Raw genomic sequence first — 17,338 nt, forward strand, 5'->3', positions numbered from 1 at the left:
CTGGCGTGATCACCAGATCTCGCAGCAGCCGGGCGTTATCCCGGTTACTCACTGCAGCCCTGTCGCTGATCGTCATGATGGGGCTGCTCCAAGCGCCCCCACGGCCGCCTCCGCCACCGCTACCTCAGCCTCCGCCACCGTTCTCACGCCGCCCCTCGACCTGGCCGAAATGTGGGGCCGGTACGGCAACGCCGGCGGCCACTGGACCGGCGGCGACGCCACCGTCTCCATCCCGCTCCCCGACGGCCGCATCGCCTGGATCTTCTCCGACTCCTTCCTCGGCGCCGTCAACCCCGACTACTCCCGTCCCCAGGACGCCCCGTTCCTGCGCAACTCGATGGTCATCCAGAACGGTTCGAACCTCGGCCCAACGCTGCACGGGGGCACCGCCGCCGCGCCGACCTCGCTGATCGACACCGACCTGTCGCCCGACGACTTCTACTGGGTGGGCGACGGCACGGTCGAGGGCAACACCCTCAAGGTCATCTAGGGGGTCAGCCCACATAAGCCCAAAACCCACATTGGGATGATCTTGAGGGGGTGAGCGGTGGAGCTGATGAAGCTGTGATCTTCCTTGCCTGTTGTGTGCGTGTTCGTCTCGCTACGGTGTGTCTCGTCCGTTGGCGGGGTAAGCCGGGAGGCGTGTGCGGTGACGTCGGTGGAGCGGACCGCCTACCGGGTGTTCCCGCGGTTGGTGATGACGCGTGAGCTGTACCTGTTCTACTCGCCCTCGGACGAGGAGGCGGTGTGGGCCCGGGAGAAGACCGATACCGATAAGCACCTGCTGGGTCTGACGCTCGCGCTGAAGTGCTTTCAGCGGCTGGGTCGTTTCCCGAAGGCGCGCGAGGTGCCGCCGGTGGTGGTGGAGCACGTACGGCGGTGCCTGGATCTGGGCGAGGACATCATGCCCGTGTACGCCTCGCCGCGCACGGCCGAGTCGCACCGGGTGCTGATACGGCGCCGCGAGGGGGTGGGTTACGCACCGGCCAAGGCGCGCAAGATCGCGGCCAAGGCGATGACCCGGGCGGCCTGGGTGAAGAACCATCCTGCGGACTTGATCAACGTGGCGTTGGAGCGGCTGGCGCAGGCCCGGTTGGAGCCGCCGGCGTTCTCCACGCTGGACAGCATGGAGTCGATGATCCGTGGCCAGGTCAACGGGCAGATCTTCGAGACGATCTGGCGGCGGCTGAGCCCCGGAGACCGGACACGGCTGGCAGCGTTGCTGGAGATCGGTCCGGGCGGCAAGAGCAATCTGGATCGGTTGAAGAAGCCGGCGCGTCGGGCGAGCTGGTCGAAGTTTAAGGATCAGGCCGCGCATCTGGCCTGGGTGGAGGGCATCTGCGACACCGAGGCGGTGCTGGAGGGCATCGCCGCTTCGAAGGTCGCCGACTTCGCCGGGGAGGCGGAGGCGGCCGATGCCGATGTGCTGGCCCGCTCCTACAGCGTGGAGGTCAAGCGGGTGGCGCTGCTGGTGTGCCTGGTGTCCACCGCCCAGGCGCGGGCGCGCGATGACCTGGCCGCGATGATGTGCAAGCGGATGGCGGCCACCGTCAAGAAGGCCAAGGCCAAGCTGGAGGAGATCCATCAGCGGCAGCGGCAGGTGGTGGAGAACCTGATCGGCACCTACCGAGGCGTGCTGCAGGGTCTGGTGCCGGGCGGGCCGGTCGAGGTGGCCGAGGTCGCGGCCGCGCAGATGGTGATGATGGCATTGACCGCGCTACGGGGCCCCGGCGTCGAGGCAGGGGCCGATGCCGAGACCGGCGAGGAAGTCGGATACGAGGTGGGTGCGGATAGCGCCGAATCACAGCAGCGGGCCGGTCTCGGAGCGGCGGTAGGGGTGTTGATCAAGGCGGTGCGGATGCAGGCCGCCGGAGTGGGTTCGGTCCGGCAGGTGGTGGAGCGGGCCGGTGGCGCGGCCGCGCAACTGGCCGACATCGAGGAGGTGACGGCCTATCAGCACGACAACCACGAACTGCTCATCCAGCAGTTCTTCAAGGCTGACCGGTCCACCATGCTGGCCCTGGCCGCGGTGTTGAGGTTCAAGGCGACCTCGGCTGACCGCAGCGTCTTGGACGCACTCGAGCACGCTCTCACATACTGGGGCAAGACCCGTGATTTCATCCCTGGCCGCGACGCGAACGGCCGCAGCCTGGATCTGCGGTTCGCCTCGGCCAACTGGCAACGCGCCGTCCGTGACCGCAAGCACCCGGGCATGCTGGTGAAACGGCACTTCGAGGCGATGGTGTTCGCCTACCTGGCCGAGGAACTGCGCACCGGTGACGTCGCGGTGGAGGGGGCCGCCGAGTACGGCGACTGGAGCTCGCATCTGCTGAGTTTCGAGGAGTGCCGGCCCTTGCTGGCCGCCTATTGCGCCGAGGCGGGTCTGCCGGAAAGTGCGGCCGTGTTCGTGGCCGAGTTGAAGGAGCGCCACCGCCAGGCGGCCGAGCATCTGGATGCCGGCTATGCCGACAACGAGGACCTGAGTTTCGCCAAGGACGGCACGCCGACGCTCAAACGGCTGAAGGGGCTCGGCGCCAGCGTGGCTGCGACCAAGCTGGGTGCGGAGATCAAGGCTCGGATGCCCGAGCGCACGCTGATCGAGATCGTCTCACGCACCGCGTATTGGCTGGGCTGGCACCGACACTTCGGGCCGGCCTCCGGCCACGACAACAAGCTGAAGAAGCCGCAGGAACGCTATGTGCTGACCACGTTCGCGTGCGGGTCGAACATGGGCCCGGCCGAGGCCGCCCGGCATATCGAGGGGATCACCGCGCACGAGATCTCGCTGGCCAAGAATCGGCACATCACTTTGGCCAAGCTGAACAAGGCGATCACCGATGTGGTCAACGCCTTCGCGGCGCTGGATGTGGTCAAGGCCTGGGGTGATGGCAGCAGTGTGGGCACCGACGGCACGCAGGTCGACACCTACATTGACAACCTGCTCGCGGAGACCAGCATCCGCTATGGGGGCTTCGGCGGCATCGCCTACCACTATGTATCCGACAACTACATCGCGTTGTTCTCCCGGTTCGTGCCGTGCGGGGCGATCTACATTATCGACGGGCTGCTGGCCAATGCCTCCGAAGTTCAGCCCAAGACCGTGCATGCCGATACCCAGGGCCAGTCGTTCCCGGTTTTCACCCTCGCGCACCTGTTCGGGTTCGATCTGATGCCGCGTATCCGCAATTGGAAGGGGCTGACCTTCTTCCAGCACGCCGACCAGGTCGCCTACCACCACATCGACTCCTTGTTCCGCGGGGAAGGCGGGCACCGGAATGTGATCGACTGGGAGCTGGTGGAGAAGATGTGGCCGGACCTGATGCGGGTGGCGATCTCCATCCGGGAGGGCCGGCTCAACTCCGTCACCCTGTTGCGGCGGCTGGGCTCGCACTCGCGCAAGAACGAGATCTACCGGGCCTTTCGCGAGGTCGGGCGGAGCGTACGCACCGTGGCGCTGCTGCGCTTCCTGGCCGACCCCGCGTTGCGGCGGCGCATCACCGCGGTCACCAACAAGGTGGAGGGATTCAACGGGTTCTCCGGCTGGCTGCGCTTCGGCAACGACGGCGTCATCGCCGACAACGACCCTGCCGAGCAGGAGAAGATGATCAAATTCAACTCGCTGCTGGCCAACTGCGTCATCTTCCACACCGCCCTCGACATGACCGACGTGCTGCGCCAGCTGCTGGCCGAGGGCTGGCAGCCCGAAAAGGGCAAGGACATCACCGCCGCCGACATCGCGCAGCTGTCGCCTTATCTGACCGCGCACATCAGCCGGTTCGGGCTGTATGCCACCGACGTGCTGCGCCTGCGCCCCGACGACTTCGACCCCGACCTGCCCGAGATCGACTTCACCATGTTGGGCGAGGCGGCATAACGAGCCGTCCACCAGGTCAGGCCCGGACAGGACCGGGCTACAGCTATCTCGTGGCGTCCGCCGGGGTCATGGTTCCTGCTCCGCGCGTCGGGCGTAGGTCGGAGCGTGCTCGGGGCGGGGGCCGAACGCGATCAGCTTCGAGGGGATCTTCTTGAACGGAGGGAAGTGCCTGGCGAGGAAGACCAGCGGGCGCGGTGGCCGGGCGCCCTTGCCGGCGAAGGCAGGCACGAACATCGCCCGGTGCAGGATCTGCTGGAATTGCTGGACCAACACGGTCGGCCACCAGCGGTGCCTTTGCACCCGGGCCAAGTCGGCGGTGGAAAGCCGGTCGGCGCGTAGCGGTTCGATCAGGAGCGTCGCCGTGGCGACGGCGTCCTGGATGGCCAGGTTGATGCCCATGCCGCCAGCCGGTGACATGGCGTGTGCGGCGTCCCCGATGAGCAGCACGCCCTCGGCGTACCATCGCTCCAGCCGGTTCATCTTCACATCGAGCAGGTGCAGCTCGTCCATGCTCCGCAAGTGGTCCACCCGGTCGGCGAAGCGCGGCAGCAACGCGGCGATCCGCTCGCGGAAGCGCTCGATGCCCTCGGCCCGAAGCTTCGGGTCGGCGCCTTTGCGGGTGAAGTAGGCGATCTGGTAGTAGTCCTCCCTGGTAAAGCTGAGCGCTATCTGGTCGCCTTTGAACTCTCCGTTCAGCCGGGCGATCTGGTCGCGTTCGTCCGGGTGGCGAGGCAGCCGGAACCACCAGGTGTCGAAGGGCACCGGGAACTCGCGGGCCGCCAGGCCCAGCTCGCGGCGGATGGTCGAGTGCCGCCCATCGCAGGCCACCGTCAGATCGGCACGGAGCTCCCGATCGCCGCAGCGTACGCCGACGACCTTGCCGCCTTCCCGGAGCAACCCGGCCACCTCCGTGTTCATCAGCAGGGTGAAGGCCGGCTCCCGCGCCGCTTCCTCGGCCAGGAAGTTCAGCAGGTCCCACTGGGGCATCATCGCGACGTAGTTGTACGGCTCCGGCAGCCCGGAGATGTCGCTCAGCGCGATCCTGCTCCCGTCGGGGAGCGGGGCCTCCAGCTCGCCGAGGCGGCTTTGCGGCAGTTCGCGGAACCTCGTGCCCAGCCCCAGCTCGTCCATCAGCCGGATCGTGGAGGCGTGCACGGTGTCGCCGCGGAAGTCACGCAGGAAGTCTCCGTGCTTCTCCAACACGGTCACCTCGATGCCGCCGCGGGCCAGGAGGAGTCCCAGCATCATTCCGGCCGGACCACCGCCGGCGATAACGACGTTCATGAAATGGTGTCCCTTCTGAGTCTGTCGGTCGGCAGCTGCATCACGCTCATACCTCCGCCTGCGAGCGTGGGAACAGCGCCTGCGCGGCGGCCCAGGCCCGTGGCATGCCGAATTCGGCCAAGCCGCGGAGTAGGTCGCGCAGGGTCTCGTCGGTGGCCCCGGCGGCTTTGGCCAGCTCGGCGTGCAGCCACAGGGACTCACCCAGAGTCTGGTAGAAGACGTCCACGGTCAGGCAGGCGACGGCGCGTTCCCGGACGGTGAGGTGAGGGCGGGCCCAGCGCTGGGCGAGCTGGTCCTCGGTGAAGGCCGCCAGGCCCGGATCCAGGTTCTCCAGGGCGTGTACGGCTCGCGCCAGTGGTCCGGCCAGTGGCGCCGGCTCAACGGGCTTGTCGTCCTGGGCTTGGGGCAGGCCGAGCTCGGTCAGGCGCTGGAAGGCGGTGACGACGATCGGGTAGCCGACGTAGGGCGCCAGGTGCCGGTAGAGCTCCCGGATCGATTCGGGTTCGACGCCGTTGGCGAGGGCCATCTGCACGTGCATGGCCAGCGGCAGGTCGAGATGCGGGTGGCACAGGTCGGCGGTGAGGCAGACGAAGGCCTTCTCGCGGATGGTCAGGTGGGCCAGGCCCCACAGGTTGTGGCCCGCGCCGACGGCGAGCTGGGCGAAGACGGGGTCGAGGGCGGTCAGGGCGTCGGCTCCGGCGAGCTGGGTCATGGTGGGCTCCGTTCAGGACAGGCCGAGCGCACGCAGGCGCAGGCGGTCGAGGGTGTACTGGGGGACGATGCGGCCGAGGGTGCTCATCAGCCGGGACTTCTTGCCGACCGGGTAGCGGGAGCGGGGCTTTGCCGAGGTGAGGGCGTGCAGGACCGCGCGGGCGACGACGTCGGGGCTGGAGCCTGAGCGTTCCTCCTTGAGGCCGGCGGTGGTCATGGTGCGATAGGCAGGGCCGTACAGCCGCCGTCCTTGTTCGCCGAGGGAGGCTAGGCGGGGTTCGACCTCGTCTTCCAGCTTGTCGACGGCGTCGGTGTGGATGGAGCCGGGCTCGATGAGGACGGCGGCCACGCCGTACGGCTTGAGCTCCATGCGCAGCGCGTCGTTGAGTGAGCGGATGGCGTGCTTGGAGGAGCACAGCGGGCCGCCGAAGGGCAGGGTAATCCAGCTGCCCACCGAGCCGACGGTGACGATCCTGCCTTTCGATGCGCGCAGCTTGGGCAGCATGGCCTGGGTGACGGCCACCTGGCCGAAGACGTTCACCTCGTACTGCCAGCGCAAGGCGTCGATGGGGACGAACTCCAGGGGGCCGGTGACGCCGATGCCGGCGTTGTTGATCAGGGCGTCGAGGTGGCCGATGCGCTGGGCGGCGTCGGCGATCTGGCCGAGGTCGGTGACGTCCAGCTTGATGGGGGTGACGGTGGGGCCGAGCGCCTGGCCGTCGGCCTCCTTGCGGACGCCGGCGTAGACGGTGAAGCCCTCGTGGGCCAGCAGCAGGGCGGTGGCGCGGCCGATTCCAGTGGAGGCGCCGGTCACCAGGACGGTCTTCGACATGATGTGATCCTTTCGTCGCATGCCAACGATTGTTGACCTAGTCGGCTAGCAAAGTCAACCAGTGTTGGCCTACAGTTGTTGGCATGAGAAGATCGGCAGCAGAGACCAAGGCGGTCATCCTGACGGTGGCGCGCGAGCGCTTCGCCGCCGACGGGTACGAGAAGACGACGATCCGGGCGGTGGCCACCGAGGCCGGCATCGACCCGGCGATGGTGATGCGGTACTTCGGCTCCAAGGAGAAGCTGTTCGCCACGGCCGCGGAGTTCGATCTGCGCCTGCCTGACCTGAGCCGGGTGCCGCCCGAACGCCTGGGCGAGACGATCATCCGGCACTTCCTGGGGCGGTGGCGCGCCGATGACGCGCTCCAAGTGCTGCTGCGTGCGGGGGTGACGAACGAGGCCGCGGCCCAGCGGATGCGCGAGGTGTTCGGCGCCCAGCTCGCCCCGATGCTCGTTGCCTTGGCCGGGGATCGGGCGGCGGCGAGGGCGGTCCTCGTGGCCTCGCAGGTGCTGGGGATGGCGCTGTGCCGTAACATCCTGAAATTTCCTCCTGCGGTTGACATGTCGGATGAGGAGGTGGTCGAGTGGCTCGCGCCGACCCTGCAGCGCTACCTGACCAGCGCATGAGCCTGCTGCTCCTCGGCTTTGAGCAGGCGGTTCTCTTTGATGAGGAAGTAGATGAGCAGGCCGCTCATGATGAAGTGGCCGCCGGCGGTGTACAGGCCGGGGAAGTAGCCGCCCTTGATGATCGGGAAGACGAAGTGGGCGATGCCGTTGAGCAGGCCCGCGCCCAGGGCGTACCACCACAGGAAGAAGTTGGCCGCGCGGATGCGGTAGAGCGCTCCTGCTCCGGCGAAGAAGTAGAGCGCGCCGAAGCCGAAGACGAAGACCAGCAGGAACTCCTTCTCCGGCCAGTCCCGCGGCGAGTCAAACAGCTCGACGATCTCGTGCGGGAAGCCGCCGGTGTACTCCTCGGCCATGTGGATGAGTTGGAAGCCGACCGCGCACAGGTAGAGGGCGATCACCTTTCTGGATTTCACCGGCCGGGCGTAGCTGAAGGCCATCCAGCCGCTCCAGGCCAGCACGCTGGCCACCACGAGGACGACGGCGCCCTGGAGGGGCAGGGTCAGCAGGGCCCAGGCGCAGAAGGCGACCGCCAGGATCGCCATGACGGTCGCCGAGTAGGGCTCGGGTCGTTGGGGCATGGCCCTGACCTTAGGAACCTCGAGGTGACCGCCGCCTCCGTCACGTGACTGATGTTCGTTCGCGGTCACATCAGTCAGCTGACGGAAGCGATCCCGAGCGGGCTCTGGCTAGTGTCTGCGCCATGAGGCTGATCAATGACCACTTGGCCGTCAAGGCCCGCGCGCTGCCCCCGACCGGCGACGGCTTTCTCCTGCTGGCCGGTGAGGTCGGCTCCTGGCGTGGCCCCTTCGCCGCCGCCCCCGTGCGGCTGGCCGCCCGCCTCAAGGCGCTGGCCTCAGGCCTGGAGGCGCGCGAGGTGAACGTGTTCCGCGCGGTCCTGCGCCCGCCCGGTGAGGGGGAGGAGGTGCTGGCCGCCCGAGGTCTCCGGCCGGCGCGTTTCGACCTCGTCGTGCTGATCCGCACCGCGTCGGTGGAGGCGGCCCTGGAGCTGCGCGAGAGCGCCGCCTACCAGGAACTCGCCGAGACGTTCCGTGCGGCCGCCCGCCATACGCACCAGATCGTTGCCGCCAATGCCGGACGGCTCGGCGACGTGGACCACCGCCAGGATCATTGCTTCCTGTTCAACTACTTCTACGCCGACGACCGCGAGACCCTGCTGCGGGTGTGGGAGTACACCGCCGGATGGTTCCAGGCCAAGACCGCGTTGCCCAACTCCGCGCTGATGCGGCCGGTGGACGGCGAGCCAGCCGACTACGGGCTCGTCAATCACGCGAGCTGGCCGAACTGGCGGACCTTTCTGCCGAGCCTGATCTTCCGGCCCACCTTCCGCAGTTTCGTGCTGGCCAACTTCAAGGCCAACGGCATCGCCGCGCAGCCGATCATCTACCGCCGGGTCTGACCTACGTCAGTTCCAGCCTGGCCAGTTCGGCACGGGAGGAGACGCCCAGCTTGGGGAAGGCCTTGTACAGGTGGGAGGCGACCGTGCGCGGGCTGAGGAACAGCTGCGCGCCGATCTCCCGGTTGGACGCGCCCGTGACGGCCAGCCGTACCACCTGGAGTTCCTGCGGGGTCAGTGCGGCCAGCGGATCACCGGCGCGGGCACGGTCCGGCAGGGAGGCGCCGGTCGCGCGTAGCTCGGCGGACGCGCGGACGGACCAGGGGGCGGCTCCGAGCCGGTCGAAGGCCTCCACCGCGGCCCGGAGCTGAGTGCGCGCCTCGGCGCGGCGCCTGTGGCGGCGCAGCCATTCCCCGTAGACCAGCCGGGTGCGCGCCTCGTCGAAGGGCTGCTCTCCCTCGGCGTGCAGGGCCAGCGCCCGCTCATACAGCCCCTTGGCTTCGCCGTCCGGGGCCAGAAGGGCACGGATCCGATGCAGGACGGCAAGCGGCCTTGCCTCGCCTGTGGCCTTGGCCCACTCCGCATAGAGTTTCAGCCTGCCTTGCGCGCGCTGCGGGTCGCCCGCCCGGACAGCGGCCTCGACATAGTCGGGCCAGGCATAGCGCCACAGGAAGGCGTGGCGCGCGGGACCGGTCGACGCCCGCTCCACCCGGTCGAGCACCGCCTCGAAACGGCCCGCTCCCAGGTCGAGCATCACTCGCGCGTACTCCGCCCAGTAGGTCCCCGGCATCCACCTGCGCTGTTCGGCGTCGCGGAGCGCCTCCTCGGCCATCGCCTCGCACTCCTCCTGTGCGCCGGCGACCGCCGACAGCCAGGCGTGCATGCCCGCCAGGTAGCTGCTCCACTGCGGCTGGCCGATGTCGGCGGCCAGGTCCAGTCCCGCGGCCACCGTGGCCCGCGCCGACCGGTGGTGCCCGCTGACGAGCTGGGCAATGGACAACATCGTCATGGCCTGGGGCATGCGTCCCAGCCGTCCTCCCGCTCGGCAGTCCTCCACAATCCGGGAGGCGCCCTCCCGCAAGCCGTCGTGATCGGCGCGGACAGTGGCCTGGAAGGTGAGGATGAACCACACCTCGAAGGGGATGGAATCGGCCGGGCCCGGTGTCCGGTAGGCGAGCGTGGTCACTGCGTCCCCCTCGATGATCAGGCGGAAGGCGCGGTTGAACGTGCGCACCACCTCGGCCAGCCCGCCACCGTCCGGACACAGTTCCTCGGTACGGCGGGCCAGCGCGAGCTGGTCGGGGCGGGGCGTGCTGGCCCAGGTGTAGAAGCCCGCCAGGCTCAGCAGCGACAGCTTGGCAAGCTGGTCGCCGGCCGCCTCGGCTCCCTCGTGCAGCAGCCGCACGCCGTTCAGCGGCCGGCCCGCCTCGATCTCCAGCTTCGCTCTCACCTGGGCCAGCTCGGCCGGCACGGACCCCGCGAGCGTGACTCCCTCCGCCAGCCGCAGCGCCTTGGCGACCAGCTCACCCGCGCGCTCCCACAGCCCCGCCTCGGCCGCGGCCCCGGCTGCGGCCGTCCACCGGCGTACGGCCTCGGCCGGATCGACCGACAGCTCGGCCCCGCGCGCGTAGGCCGCCGACACCGCTGTCTGGCCTCCGCGCTGCCGGGCGCGTAACGCCAGGCGCTCCAGCTCGCGCGCCACCTGTTCGTCGGGCTGCAGCGTGACAGCGGCCAGGTGCCAGGCCCGCCGGTCGTCGTCGACGGCTTCCGCCAGCGCCCGGTGCGCCGCCATCCGGACGCCGATGTCACAGACCAGGAGCACCGCCGTACGCACCAGCGGATGGCGGAAGGCGACGCCCTCCGGGCCCACCCTTGCCAGGCCGGCCCGCTCGGCCTCGGCGAAGTCGGTCAGCGAGGCACCGAGCAGGCCCACCGCCCGCGCGAGCACGCTCAGCGCGGCGCGGTCGTCGAGGGCTGCCACCAGCAGGCAGGAGCGGGTGGCAGCGGGCAGCTCCGCGATCCGGTCGCGGAAGCCGGTCAGCACCCGGTCGGTCACCGGCTCGGCCGTACCGAGGGTGAAGGACATCGGGACGAGCGCGCCCTTGCGCTGCTCGGCGGTGAGCATGCGGGGCAGCTCGACCAGGGCGAGCGGGTTGCCGCGAGCCTCGGTGAGGAGTTGGTCGCGTACGACCGGCGGCAGGTCGGATGCCTGCTCGGCGAGAAGCCGCCGGGCCGCCTCGGTGTCGAGCCCGCCCAGCCGCAGCTCCGGCTGCCCCGGGGTGGGCAAGCCCTCGCGCGCGGCGAACAGGACGGCCACCGGCTCGGTGTGCAGGCGGCGTGTGGCGAACAGCAGGGCGTCGGCCGACTCGCCGTCGAGCCACTGGGCGTCGTCGACCAGGCACACCACCGGGCCCGCCGCGGACAGTTCCACGAGGAGGTTGAGCGTCGCCAGCCCGACGAGGAAACGGTCACCCCGGGTCGGGCCGCCGAGGCCGAGCGCGCCGCGTAGCGCCTCGGCCTGCTGGGGTGGCAGTGCTCCCAGGTGGTCGAGGACCGGGCCTAGCAGCAGGTGCAGGGCGGCGAACGGCAGGTCGGCCTCGGCTTCGACACCGTTGACCCGCAGCACCCGTACCCGCGCATGCGTGGCGGCGTAGTCCAGGAGGGCCGACTTGCCGATGCCCGCCTCGCCACGCACGATCAGCGCGCCGGAGCGCGCGTGCAGCAACTCGTCAATGATCGCTTGTTCGGCCTGGCGCCCGTACAACATCAGATCGTGCTCGCGACGGTGAGCGACAGGGTTTGGTCGAGGTAGGTGTCCACGATGCTGGGGTCCTCGGTGCGTAGCGCGATGTAGCCGTCGGGGCGGATCAAGAGCAGGGTACCGGGGCGGGCCCGGTAGAGCCGGGGGGCCTCCTGTCCGATGAGTGCCAGCGGGAGGTCCGCCCGCCCGGAGCGCACGATCTGCAGGGGGCTGACGTGCGGGCTTCGGGGGGCGGAGAGGGCTTGGGCGGTCTGCGGGCCGAAGCCCAGCAGGGTCCAGTGCGTGCCGCGGGTGACGTCGAAGAGGCGGAGCGGGGCGCCGTCGGGGGTGGCGCCACGGGCGTCGGGCGCGCGGTCACCGGCCTTGGGGCCGCGACGCGGGCCGCCGGCCGCGGTGAGCGGCGAGTCGGGGTAGGCGAGGTCGAGTTGGCTGGTCATGGCCAGCAGACGGTTCATGATGGCGGGCAGCTTGACGAGCGGGAAGAGCACGCGGTCGCGCAGGAAACGGCGCACACCCTTCAGCGCGAAGATGGATTCGAAGCCGCGTGAGCTGCCGGCGATGACCTTGGCCGCGATGGGGATACGTTCGGTGCCGTAGCTGTCGAGGATGGTGTCGGGGGTGCCGGACAGGGCAGCGGCCAGCTTCCAGCCGAGGTTGTAGGCGTCCTGGATGCCGGTGTTCATGCCCAGGCCGCCGGCCGGGGAGTGCACGTGTGCGGCGTCGCCGACCAGGAAGACGCGACCGAACCGATAGCTGCCGACCATGCGGGCGTTGAAGCGGTAGCGCGACAGCCAGGACGCGTCCGACAGCGTCACATCCGCCCGGCCGGATCGTTCACGGAACAGCTCGCGGAACAGTTCCAGGCTGGGCTCGCCGTCGGGGCCGGGGTGCGCGCTGGCCTGGAACTGCCAGGCGGCGTCGGCGTTCGGCAGCGGCGCGACCGCCAGGTAGGAGCCGTCCTGGCCGAACCAGGCGTAGGAGGCGTCCGCGGCCAGGCCGTGGATCTTCACGTCGCCGACGAAGAAGACCTGGTCCTCCTGGGTGCTCCCGTCCATCGTCGCGCCGAGCAGGTGCCGCACGCTGCTGTGCCCGCCGTCGCTGCCGACCAGGTAGCGGGCCCGGACCGTCTGGCCGCCGGCCAGCGTGGCGGTGACACCGTCGCCGTCCTGCGTGAAGGCTCGCAAGGCGGCACCGTAGAGTACGTGGCCGCCGAGGGCGGCCAGCCGGTCGCGCAGGATCTGCTCGACCCGCCACTCGGGCAGCATCACTAGGTCGGGATACGGCACGCCCGGCCGCGGCCCCGTAGCGGTGGCCGTGGCAAGCTCCACCAGGAGCTCGTCGCCCTGGTGGAGCCGGAGCGGTAAGCCGATGCTGCCACCTGCCAGGATCTCGTCGATCACTCCGAGGTCGTCCAGCACCTCCAGGCTGCGTGGCTGGAGCCCCTTGCCGCGCGATCCGATCGCCGGAGCCTCGCCGGCTTCGACCAGGATGTGGTCCACTCCGCGGCGGGCGAGCTCGATGGCCAAAGTTAGCCCGGTCGGGCCGGCGCCGGCGATCAGGACTTGAGTGTTCACCAGAGCATCTCCTCAATCACTACATCATAGTACGACGTTGTAGTACGACAATGTAGTATGGTCAAGCACGTGCCCAGGGAGAGTGATCGACGCCAGCTGCTGGCCGACACCGCGATGCGACTCATCGACGAGGGAGGCCTCGCCGCGGTGACCCACCGCGCCGTCGACGCGGCAGCCGGAGTCCCGGTCGGCACCACGTCCAACTACTTCCGCACGCGGGCCGCCCTCTACGAGGCGATCGCCCACCGGATCCTGGACCAGCAGCTCGCCGCCCTGCAGGCTGCGCCGGTGTCCCCACTCGACCGGGAAGGCCTCGTCGACAGCCTCACGGCCGCCATCGACGCCGGGGACGGCCCGGCGCGCAACCGCTATCTGGCCCGGTTCGAGCTGTCGCTGGAGGCCGCCCGCAACCCCCGGCTGGCCGCCCTCATGCGCGACCTGCGCTCGGTGACCCTGCGCATCCGTACCGCCCAGCTCCGCGCCATCCACCCCGACGCGACCGACGAGCAACTCGACGCCCTCGGCTCGCTGCTGACCGGAGTGACCTTCGACCGCATCACGCTCGGCGTGCCCAGCATGAACACCCGTACACTCGTCGACGCCCTGATCACCGGCTTCCTTCAGTAGTAATGACGCATCAGCTCGCCCGCCCAGGCCGGCTGGACGATCTCGCCCTGCGGCCCGAACTCGGCCATATAGGGCTTGATGTCCAGCACCGGGCTGCCGTCGATGGCATCCAGCCCACGGACATGGACATCCAGTCCCTCCACGCCGAGCAGACGGCAACGAGAGACACCCAGCAGGTTGGGACGGTTCCTGCCGCGCTGGGCAAAGATGCCAACCTCCGGCCATTCCGGGTTCCCCCGCGGCCGGCGGGCGGAGAAGACCACCGAGGCCGGATCCACCAGATGGAACTGGAAGATCACCTCCAGGTGCGAGAACTCGTCCAGACCGGCAAGGGCATCGGGCCGGAATCGGGTCGCGTCGAGGCGGACCAGCGCCTGCTCGGTGTTCCAGTCGTCGTCGAACGCCTCGCTCCTCCCGCCGATCACCGTTCCGACCGGCTGTAAAGTGATGTGCTCCATGGCGATCCTCCATTGATCGGGTGGCTCCTCACGACCGTACGGGCCGGCAGGCTCGCCCGGATCAGTCATCTGACTGGTATGCCGACGGGACACAACATGCGCCTGCTCAAGCCCCCCAGCGGGAGGCGTGTGCCGCGAGTTCCAGACTTGTCGGGGCGCCGAATTCCCCTCGCTCCCGGGAGAGTTCGTAGGCGGGGGTATAGCGGGCGGCGGCTTGCGGGGCGCGTGCTGCGTGCCGGACGATGTCGTCGACCAGCGCGGTGACGATGTTCAGCCTTGGGTAGCGCAGGTGGATGGCCTCGCCCTGCGCGTCGGTCACGAAATCGACCCCAATGCCGAAGTCGCCACCCACGCCGCCGCGGGTGAGGTAGGCCAGCGTTCCGTGACGTTCGGCGATCCCGGGCGAGGTGTGCAGGGCGATCGCCTCCCAGACTGCGTCCGTCTCGCGCATGCCGTAGCCGTGCCTGGTGAGGAAGTCCGCGGCCATGTCGGCGCCTTCGACTTCGAAGCGTTGCTTGCCTGGAGCCGACGGCGAGGTGCCAAGGTCGTGCAGGACGCAGGCGTAGAAGAGAAGATCGGCGTCGAAGTCGGTGCCGGCCGTCAGCCCCTCGTGGTCGGCGAGCAGGACGGCGAACAGGTAACTGCGGATGCTGTGGTTGGCGACGGGTTCGCTCTCGCATGACCGGATGTGTTCGACGGCCTGGCGGGTCACAGGATCGTTGGGCAGCGCCGGGATGAGGTGGGCGATGTTCATGGTGTGACCGTAGGGGCGGGCAGGTCACCTCAGTCAGTGGCACTGATGCCACGTAGCGATAGAATCGTGCCATGGTGGGTCACGGATCGGATACCGCGCATCATGTGGTCGTGCTGGTCCTCGCGAACGTTCTCCCGCTGGACCTCGGAATTCCGCTGCAGGTCTTCGGCAGTTGGGAGGGCGGGCCGTACCAGCTGACGGTGTGCGCTGAAAGACCGGGGGTCGTCCCCTTGCACGGCAGTCCAGCACTGTCCATCGAGCATGGCCTGGACTGTCTGGAATCTGCCGACACCGTCATCGTTCCCGGCCAGGCCGACCCAGGTCCACCCTCCGCCGCGGTCCGCGACGCCCTGGCGGTCTCGGCGGCCCGGGGCGCCCGCATGGTGTCCATCTGCACGGGCGCGTTCGTTCTGGCCGCCGCAGGGCTGCTCGACGGACGCCACGCCACCACACACTGGCGGTACGCGGCGTCCCTGGCCCGTGCGTACCCACGGGTCATGGTGGAGCCGAAGGTGCTGTACATCGACGAGGGCGAGGTGCTGACGTCGGCCGGGGTCGCCGCAGGACTGGATCTGTGCCTGCATCTCATACGCCGCGACTTCGGAGCCCGCGCGGCGAACCAGCGGGCCCGCATGCTCGTCACCGCCCCGCACCGCGCCGGCGGTCAAGCCCAGTACATCGACCTGCCAGTACAGCCCCACCGTTCGAGAGGGCTGGCACAGCTGGAGGAGTGGGCGCTCCTCCACCTGGACCAGCCACTCACTGTGAACCACCTGGCGCAGCAGACCGGCATGTCCCGCCGGACGCTCATCCGCCGCTTCAACGCCGAGATCGGGCAGCCACCCATGCGATGGCTCCTGGAAGCCAGGCTCAGCCGCGCACGAGAATTGCTGGAGTCCACCGACCTCACCGTGGAAGGCGTGGCACGGCGTTGCGGCCTCGGCACACCGGTCAATTTTCGCACGCTGTTCAAAGAGCATGTCGGCGTCCCACCCAGCGTCTACCGCGATACCTTCCATCCCGCCATGGCAGAGAGATCTCCGAGTGGCAAGAAGCCATAGTCTTGGGGGGCGTTTACCAGGTCTTCACCTCGGGGAAGTCCTCCGACGGCCCGTCCAGCGGGGGCTGGGGCCGGCCCTTGAGGTGCAGGTCGAGGAAGGCCGTGACGTACGTGCGAGTGATCGTGATGGCGCGTTCTCCGTCGAGCGCAGGCGCAGGCAGTCCGAGTTGCGGCTGGAGCACCGCGTAGTCGATGAAGCTCATGTGCTCGGCCCCGGTCACCGTCAGCCAGCGCTTCCAGTTGCCAGTCACGTGCGGCCAGAAGGTGTCCCATGAGGTGTCGCTGCTGCTGGAGTGTGGCTGGTGCCTGGGGTTGCCGATCATCATGAAGGGCTTGTCCAGCGGCTTGGCCGGGGTCTTGGGGTTGTAGGTGCCGTCGAGGTTCACCGCGGCCTTGATCCGTGTGGAGAGGGGCAGGAGTTGGGCGGCGCTCTGGCCGCCGACCGAGTGGCCGACCATGGCGATGTTGTTTTCGTCGATCAGCCGGTTCCAGCGCTTGCTCTTGCCGAGCTGGTCCAGGACGAACTCGGTGTCAGCGCCCTGACCCGGGCGACCTTGGCTCCGGTCTCGGGGGTCTGGCCGGCCTTTCCCGCCTCGAAGGTGACGGTCCGGCCGTCGGGGAAGGTGGTGGCCACCGACTCGTAGGTGTGCTCGATCCCGGCGACCAGGTAGCCGCGGCTGGCGAACTCCTCGGCCAGCGAGGTCATGGTCGCCCGGGGCAGCGACATGCCGGGGGACAGGACGACCAGCGGCCAGCCGCCCCTGCGCTTCAGTGCCGGGGTGTCGACGCGGGCGTGGGTGGTGGTGTTGGCGAGCGTGTCGGCCGGGATGTCCTCGAGCTGCGGCACAGCTCTGATGATCAGTTCGGATTCCTGGGGAGTGACGTAGCGGGCGAGCTTGCCGCCGCCCTTCCTGGTCGGGTACCAGAGGGAGACCATCAGCTCGCGAACGATCCGGTCAGAGACCCATGGGTCGGGGCGGCTGGAGTCGACCAGGTGCAGGTCCGTTCTGCCCACCGGGTAATCGCCGGTCGGCGCGGGGAGGGCGGTCGCGGGCGTGGCGGCCGAAGCGGGGGAAGCGCTCAACGCAGACACCACGAGCAGGCTCGCGGTCAGGATCTTCTTCATGCGGTCAACCCTGCCGTGCGGCACCGCCGTACCGTCCCCGGCGAAAGTCACACGGCACCCGCGACTTTCGTAGGGGTATCTCGCACTTGTCGCGCATGCAGCCTCTCAGCATGCTTGACCAGGCCTGGAGGATCGTGGAGCGGGTCACGCCCTGGGCGCTCGGCGTGGTGGTCTTCCCGCTGTCCAGGGCGGCGGCGGCCGGTTCGATGGGAGTGCGGTCGGAGCTGCCCGTGCCGGTGCTCACAGTCGTGGCGGTGGGATGCGGCGTGGCCGCGGCCTTCGCCAGGCGGTAGCTGT

General features: G+C 69.2%; 17 protein-coding genes. 7 read left to right on the plus strand and 10 right to left on the minus strand.

The genetic code is table 11. The annotated features are described in order from the left end of the window. Nucleotides 1-169: 169 nt before the first annotated feature. A complete protein-coding gene (locus OHA25_RS38405) occupies nt 170-490 on the plus strand; it encodes a DUF5005 domain-containing protein (RefSeq protein ID WP_327581816.1) in 321 nt (106 codons plus the stop codon). Between the two features lie 159 nt (nt 491-649). Next, nucleotides 650-3,874, plus strand: a complete 3,225-nt coding sequence (locus OHA25_RS38410; RefSeq protein WP_327581817.1) for a Tn3 family transposase — start codon at nt 650-652, stop codon at nt 3,872-3,874. A gap of 66 nt (nt 3,875-3,940) precedes the next feature. Here the strand turns inward: OHA25_RS38410 and OHA25_RS38415 are convergent, their stop codons facing one another. The 3 genes from OHA25_RS38415 to OHA25_RS38425 are packed head-to-tail and all read right to left on the minus strand — an operon-like array spanning nt 3,941 to nt 6,701. Beyond that, nucleotides 3,941-5,158, minus strand: a complete 1,218-nt coding sequence (locus OHA25_RS38415) for an FAD-dependent oxidoreductase (RefSeq protein WP_327581818.1) — start codon at nt 5,156-5,158, stop codon at nt 3,941-3,943. Nucleotides 5,159-5,204: 46 nt separating this feature from the next. Continuing rightward, on the minus strand, nt 5,205-5,870 hold the full coding sequence (locus OHA25_RS38420; RefSeq protein WP_327581819.1) for a carboxymuconolactone decarboxylase family protein: 666 nt from the start codon (nt 5,868-5,870) through the stop codon (nt 5,205-5,207). A 12-nt stretch (nt 5,871-5,882) separates the two neighbouring features. Continuing rightward, the gene (locus OHA25_RS38425) at nt 5,883-6,701 is read right to left on the minus strand and encodes an SDR family oxidoreductase (RefSeq protein ID WP_327581820.1); all 819 of its coding nucleotides are present in this window, start codon (nt 6,699-6,701) and stop codon (nt 5,883-5,885) included. A gap of 83 nt (nt 6,702-6,784) precedes the next feature. Between OHA25_RS38425 and OHA25_RS38430 the strand changes: the two genes are divergently transcribed. Beyond that, on the plus strand, nt 6,785-7,327 hold the full coding sequence (locus OHA25_RS38430; RefSeq protein ID WP_327581821.1) for a TetR/AcrR family transcriptional regulator: 543 nt from the start codon (nt 6,785-6,787) through the stop codon (nt 7,325-7,327). Here OHA25_RS38430 and OHA25_RS38435 read toward each other — a convergent pair. After that, complete coding sequence (locus OHA25_RS38435; RefSeq protein ID WP_327581822.1) at nt 7,309-7,905, minus strand: HXXEE domain-containing protein; 597 nt, start codon at nt 7,903-7,905, stop codon at nt 7,309-7,311. The genes OHA25_RS38430 and OHA25_RS38435 overlap by 19 nt on opposite strands. Nucleotides 7,906-8,027: 122 nt before the next feature. Between OHA25_RS38435 and OHA25_RS38440 the strand changes: the two genes are divergently transcribed. Then, a complete protein-coding gene (locus OHA25_RS38440; RefSeq protein WP_327581823.1) occupies nt 8,028-8,744 on the plus strand; it encodes a hypothetical protein in 717 nt (238 codons plus the stop codon). A 1-nt stretch (nt 8,745) separates the two neighbouring features. Here OHA25_RS38440 and OHA25_RS38445 read toward each other — a convergent pair whose 3' ends face one another. Continuing rightward, on the minus strand, nt 8,746-11,448 hold the full coding sequence (locus OHA25_RS38445) for an ATP-binding protein (protein WP_327581824.1): 2,703 nt from the start codon (nt 11,446-11,448) through the stop codon (nt 8,746-8,748). Next, complete coding sequence (locus OHA25_RS38450) at nt 11,448-13,016, minus strand: FAD-dependent monooxygenase (protein WP_327581825.1); 1,569 nt, start codon at nt 13,014-13,016, stop codon at nt 11,448-11,450. Before OHA25_RS38450 ends, OHA25_RS38445 begins: the two co-directional genes overlap by 1 nt. Before the next feature lie 69 nt (nt 13,017-13,085). On the opposite strand from OHA25_RS38450, the gene OHA25_RS38455 reads away from it, so the two are divergent. After that, on the plus strand, nt 13,086-13,643 hold the full coding sequence (locus tag OHA25_RS38455) for a TetR/AcrR family transcriptional regulator (RefSeq protein ID WP_327581826.1): 558 nt from the start codon (nt 13,086-13,088) through the stop codon (nt 13,641-13,643). Here the strand turns inward: OHA25_RS38455 and OHA25_RS38460 are convergent. Both OHA25_RS38460 and OHA25_RS38465 read right to left on the minus strand, forming a co-directional pair. Beyond that, nucleotides 13,637-14,101: an SAM-dependent methyltransferase gene (locus tag OHA25_RS38460; RefSeq protein WP_327581827.1), complete on the minus strand. Its 465-nt coding sequence runs from the start codon at nt 14,099-14,101 to the stop codon at nt 13,637-13,639. The genes OHA25_RS38455 and OHA25_RS38460 overlap by 7 nt on opposite strands. 106 nt (nt 14,102-14,207) lie before the next feature. Beyond that, nucleotides 14,208-14,855 (minus strand): HD domain-containing protein, encoded by a 648-nt coding sequence (locus OHA25_RS38465; RefSeq protein WP_327581828.1) that lies wholly within the window; start codon nt 14,853-14,855, stop codon nt 14,208-14,210. A 110-nt stretch (nt 14,856-14,965) separates the two neighbouring features. On the opposite strand from OHA25_RS38465, the gene OHA25_RS38470 reads away from it, so the two are divergent. Then, complete coding sequence (locus OHA25_RS38470; protein ID WP_327581829.1) at nt 14,966-15,916, plus strand: GlxA family transcriptional regulator; 951 nt, start codon at nt 14,966-14,968, stop codon at nt 15,914-15,916. A gap of 13 nt (nt 15,917-15,929) precedes the next feature. On the opposite strand, the gene OHA25_RS38475 is transcribed toward OHA25_RS38470, so the two are convergent. After that, nucleotides 15,930-16,433: an alpha/beta hydrolase gene (locus OHA25_RS38475; RefSeq protein ID WP_327591101.1), complete on the minus strand. Its 504-nt coding sequence runs from the start codon at nt 16,431-16,433 to the stop codon at nt 15,930-15,932. After that, nucleotides 16,394-17,041 carry an alpha/beta hydrolase gene (locus OHA25_RS38480; RefSeq protein WP_327581830.1) on the minus strand — a complete coding sequence of 216 codons (648 nt, stop codon included), beginning with the start codon at nt 17,039-17,041 and terminating at the stop codon, nt 16,394-16,396. The genes OHA25_RS38475 and OHA25_RS38480 overlap by 40 nt, the downstream gene beginning before the upstream one ends. Before the next feature lie 110 nt (nt 17,042-17,151). Between OHA25_RS38480 and OHA25_RS38485 the strand changes: the two genes are divergently transcribed. Then, nucleotides 17,152-17,334 carry a hypothetical protein gene (locus tag OHA25_RS38485; protein ID WP_327581831.1) on the plus strand — a complete coding sequence of 61 codons (183 nt, stop codon included), beginning with the start codon at nt 17,152-17,154 and terminating at the stop codon, nt 17,332-17,334. Nucleotides 17,335-17,338: the final 4 nt, after the last annotated feature.

This window comes from Nonomuraea sp. NBC_00507 (assembly GCF_036013525.1).
Lineage (GTDB): Bacteria > Actinomycetota > Actinomycetes > Streptosporangiales > Streptosporangiaceae > Nonomuraea.

Excerpts from the sequence above, each read along its gene's own strand:
- OHA25_RS38430 (WP_327581821.1), top strand. The coding sequence starts at position 6,785 with ATGAGAAGATCGGCAGCAGAGACCAAGGCGGTCATCCTGACGGTGGCG.
- OHA25_RS38405 (WP_327581816.1), top strand. The coding sequence starts at position 170 with ATGTGGGGCCGGTACGGCAACGCCGGCGGCCACTGGACCGGCGGCGAC.
- OHA25_RS38445 (WP_327581824.1), bottom strand. The coding sequence starts at position 11,448 with ATGTTGTACGGGCGCCAGGCCGAACAAGCGATCATTGACGAGTTGCTG.
- OHA25_RS38415 (WP_327581818.1), bottom strand. The coding sequence starts at position 5,158 with ATGAACGTCGTTATCGCCGGCGGTGGTCCGGCCGGAATGATGCTGGGA.
- OHA25_RS38485 (WP_327581831.1), top strand. The coding sequence starts at position 17,152 with ATGCTTGACCAGGCCTGGAGGATCGTGGAGCGGGTCACGCCCTGGGCG.
- OHA25_RS38480 (WP_327581830.1), bottom strand. The coding sequence starts at position 17,041 with ATGAAGAAGATCCTGACCGCGAGCCTGCTCGTGGTGTCTGCGTTGAGC.
- OHA25_RS38425 (WP_327581820.1), bottom strand. The coding sequence starts at position 6,701 with ATGTCGAAGACCGTCCTGGTGACCGGCGCCTCCACTGGAATCGGCCGC.
- OHA25_RS38440 (WP_327581823.1), top strand. The coding sequence starts at position 8,028 with ATGAGGCTGATCAATGACCACTTGGCCGTCAAGGCCCGCGCGCTGCCC.
- OHA25_RS38435 (WP_327581822.1), bottom strand. The coding sequence starts at position 7,905 with ATGCCCCAACGACCCGAGCCCTACTCGGCGACCGTCATGGCGATCCTG.
- OHA25_RS38465 (WP_327581828.1), bottom strand. The coding sequence starts at position 14,855 with ATGAACATCGCCCACCTCATCCCGGCGCTGCCCAACGATCCTGTGACC.
- OHA25_RS38420 (WP_327581819.1), bottom strand. The coding sequence starts at position 5,870 with ATGACCCAGCTCGCCGGAGCCGACGCCCTGACCGCCCTCGACCCCGTC.
- OHA25_RS38460 (WP_327581827.1), bottom strand. The coding sequence starts at position 14,101 with ATGGAGCACATCACTTTACAGCCGGTCGGAACGGTGATCGGCGGGAGG.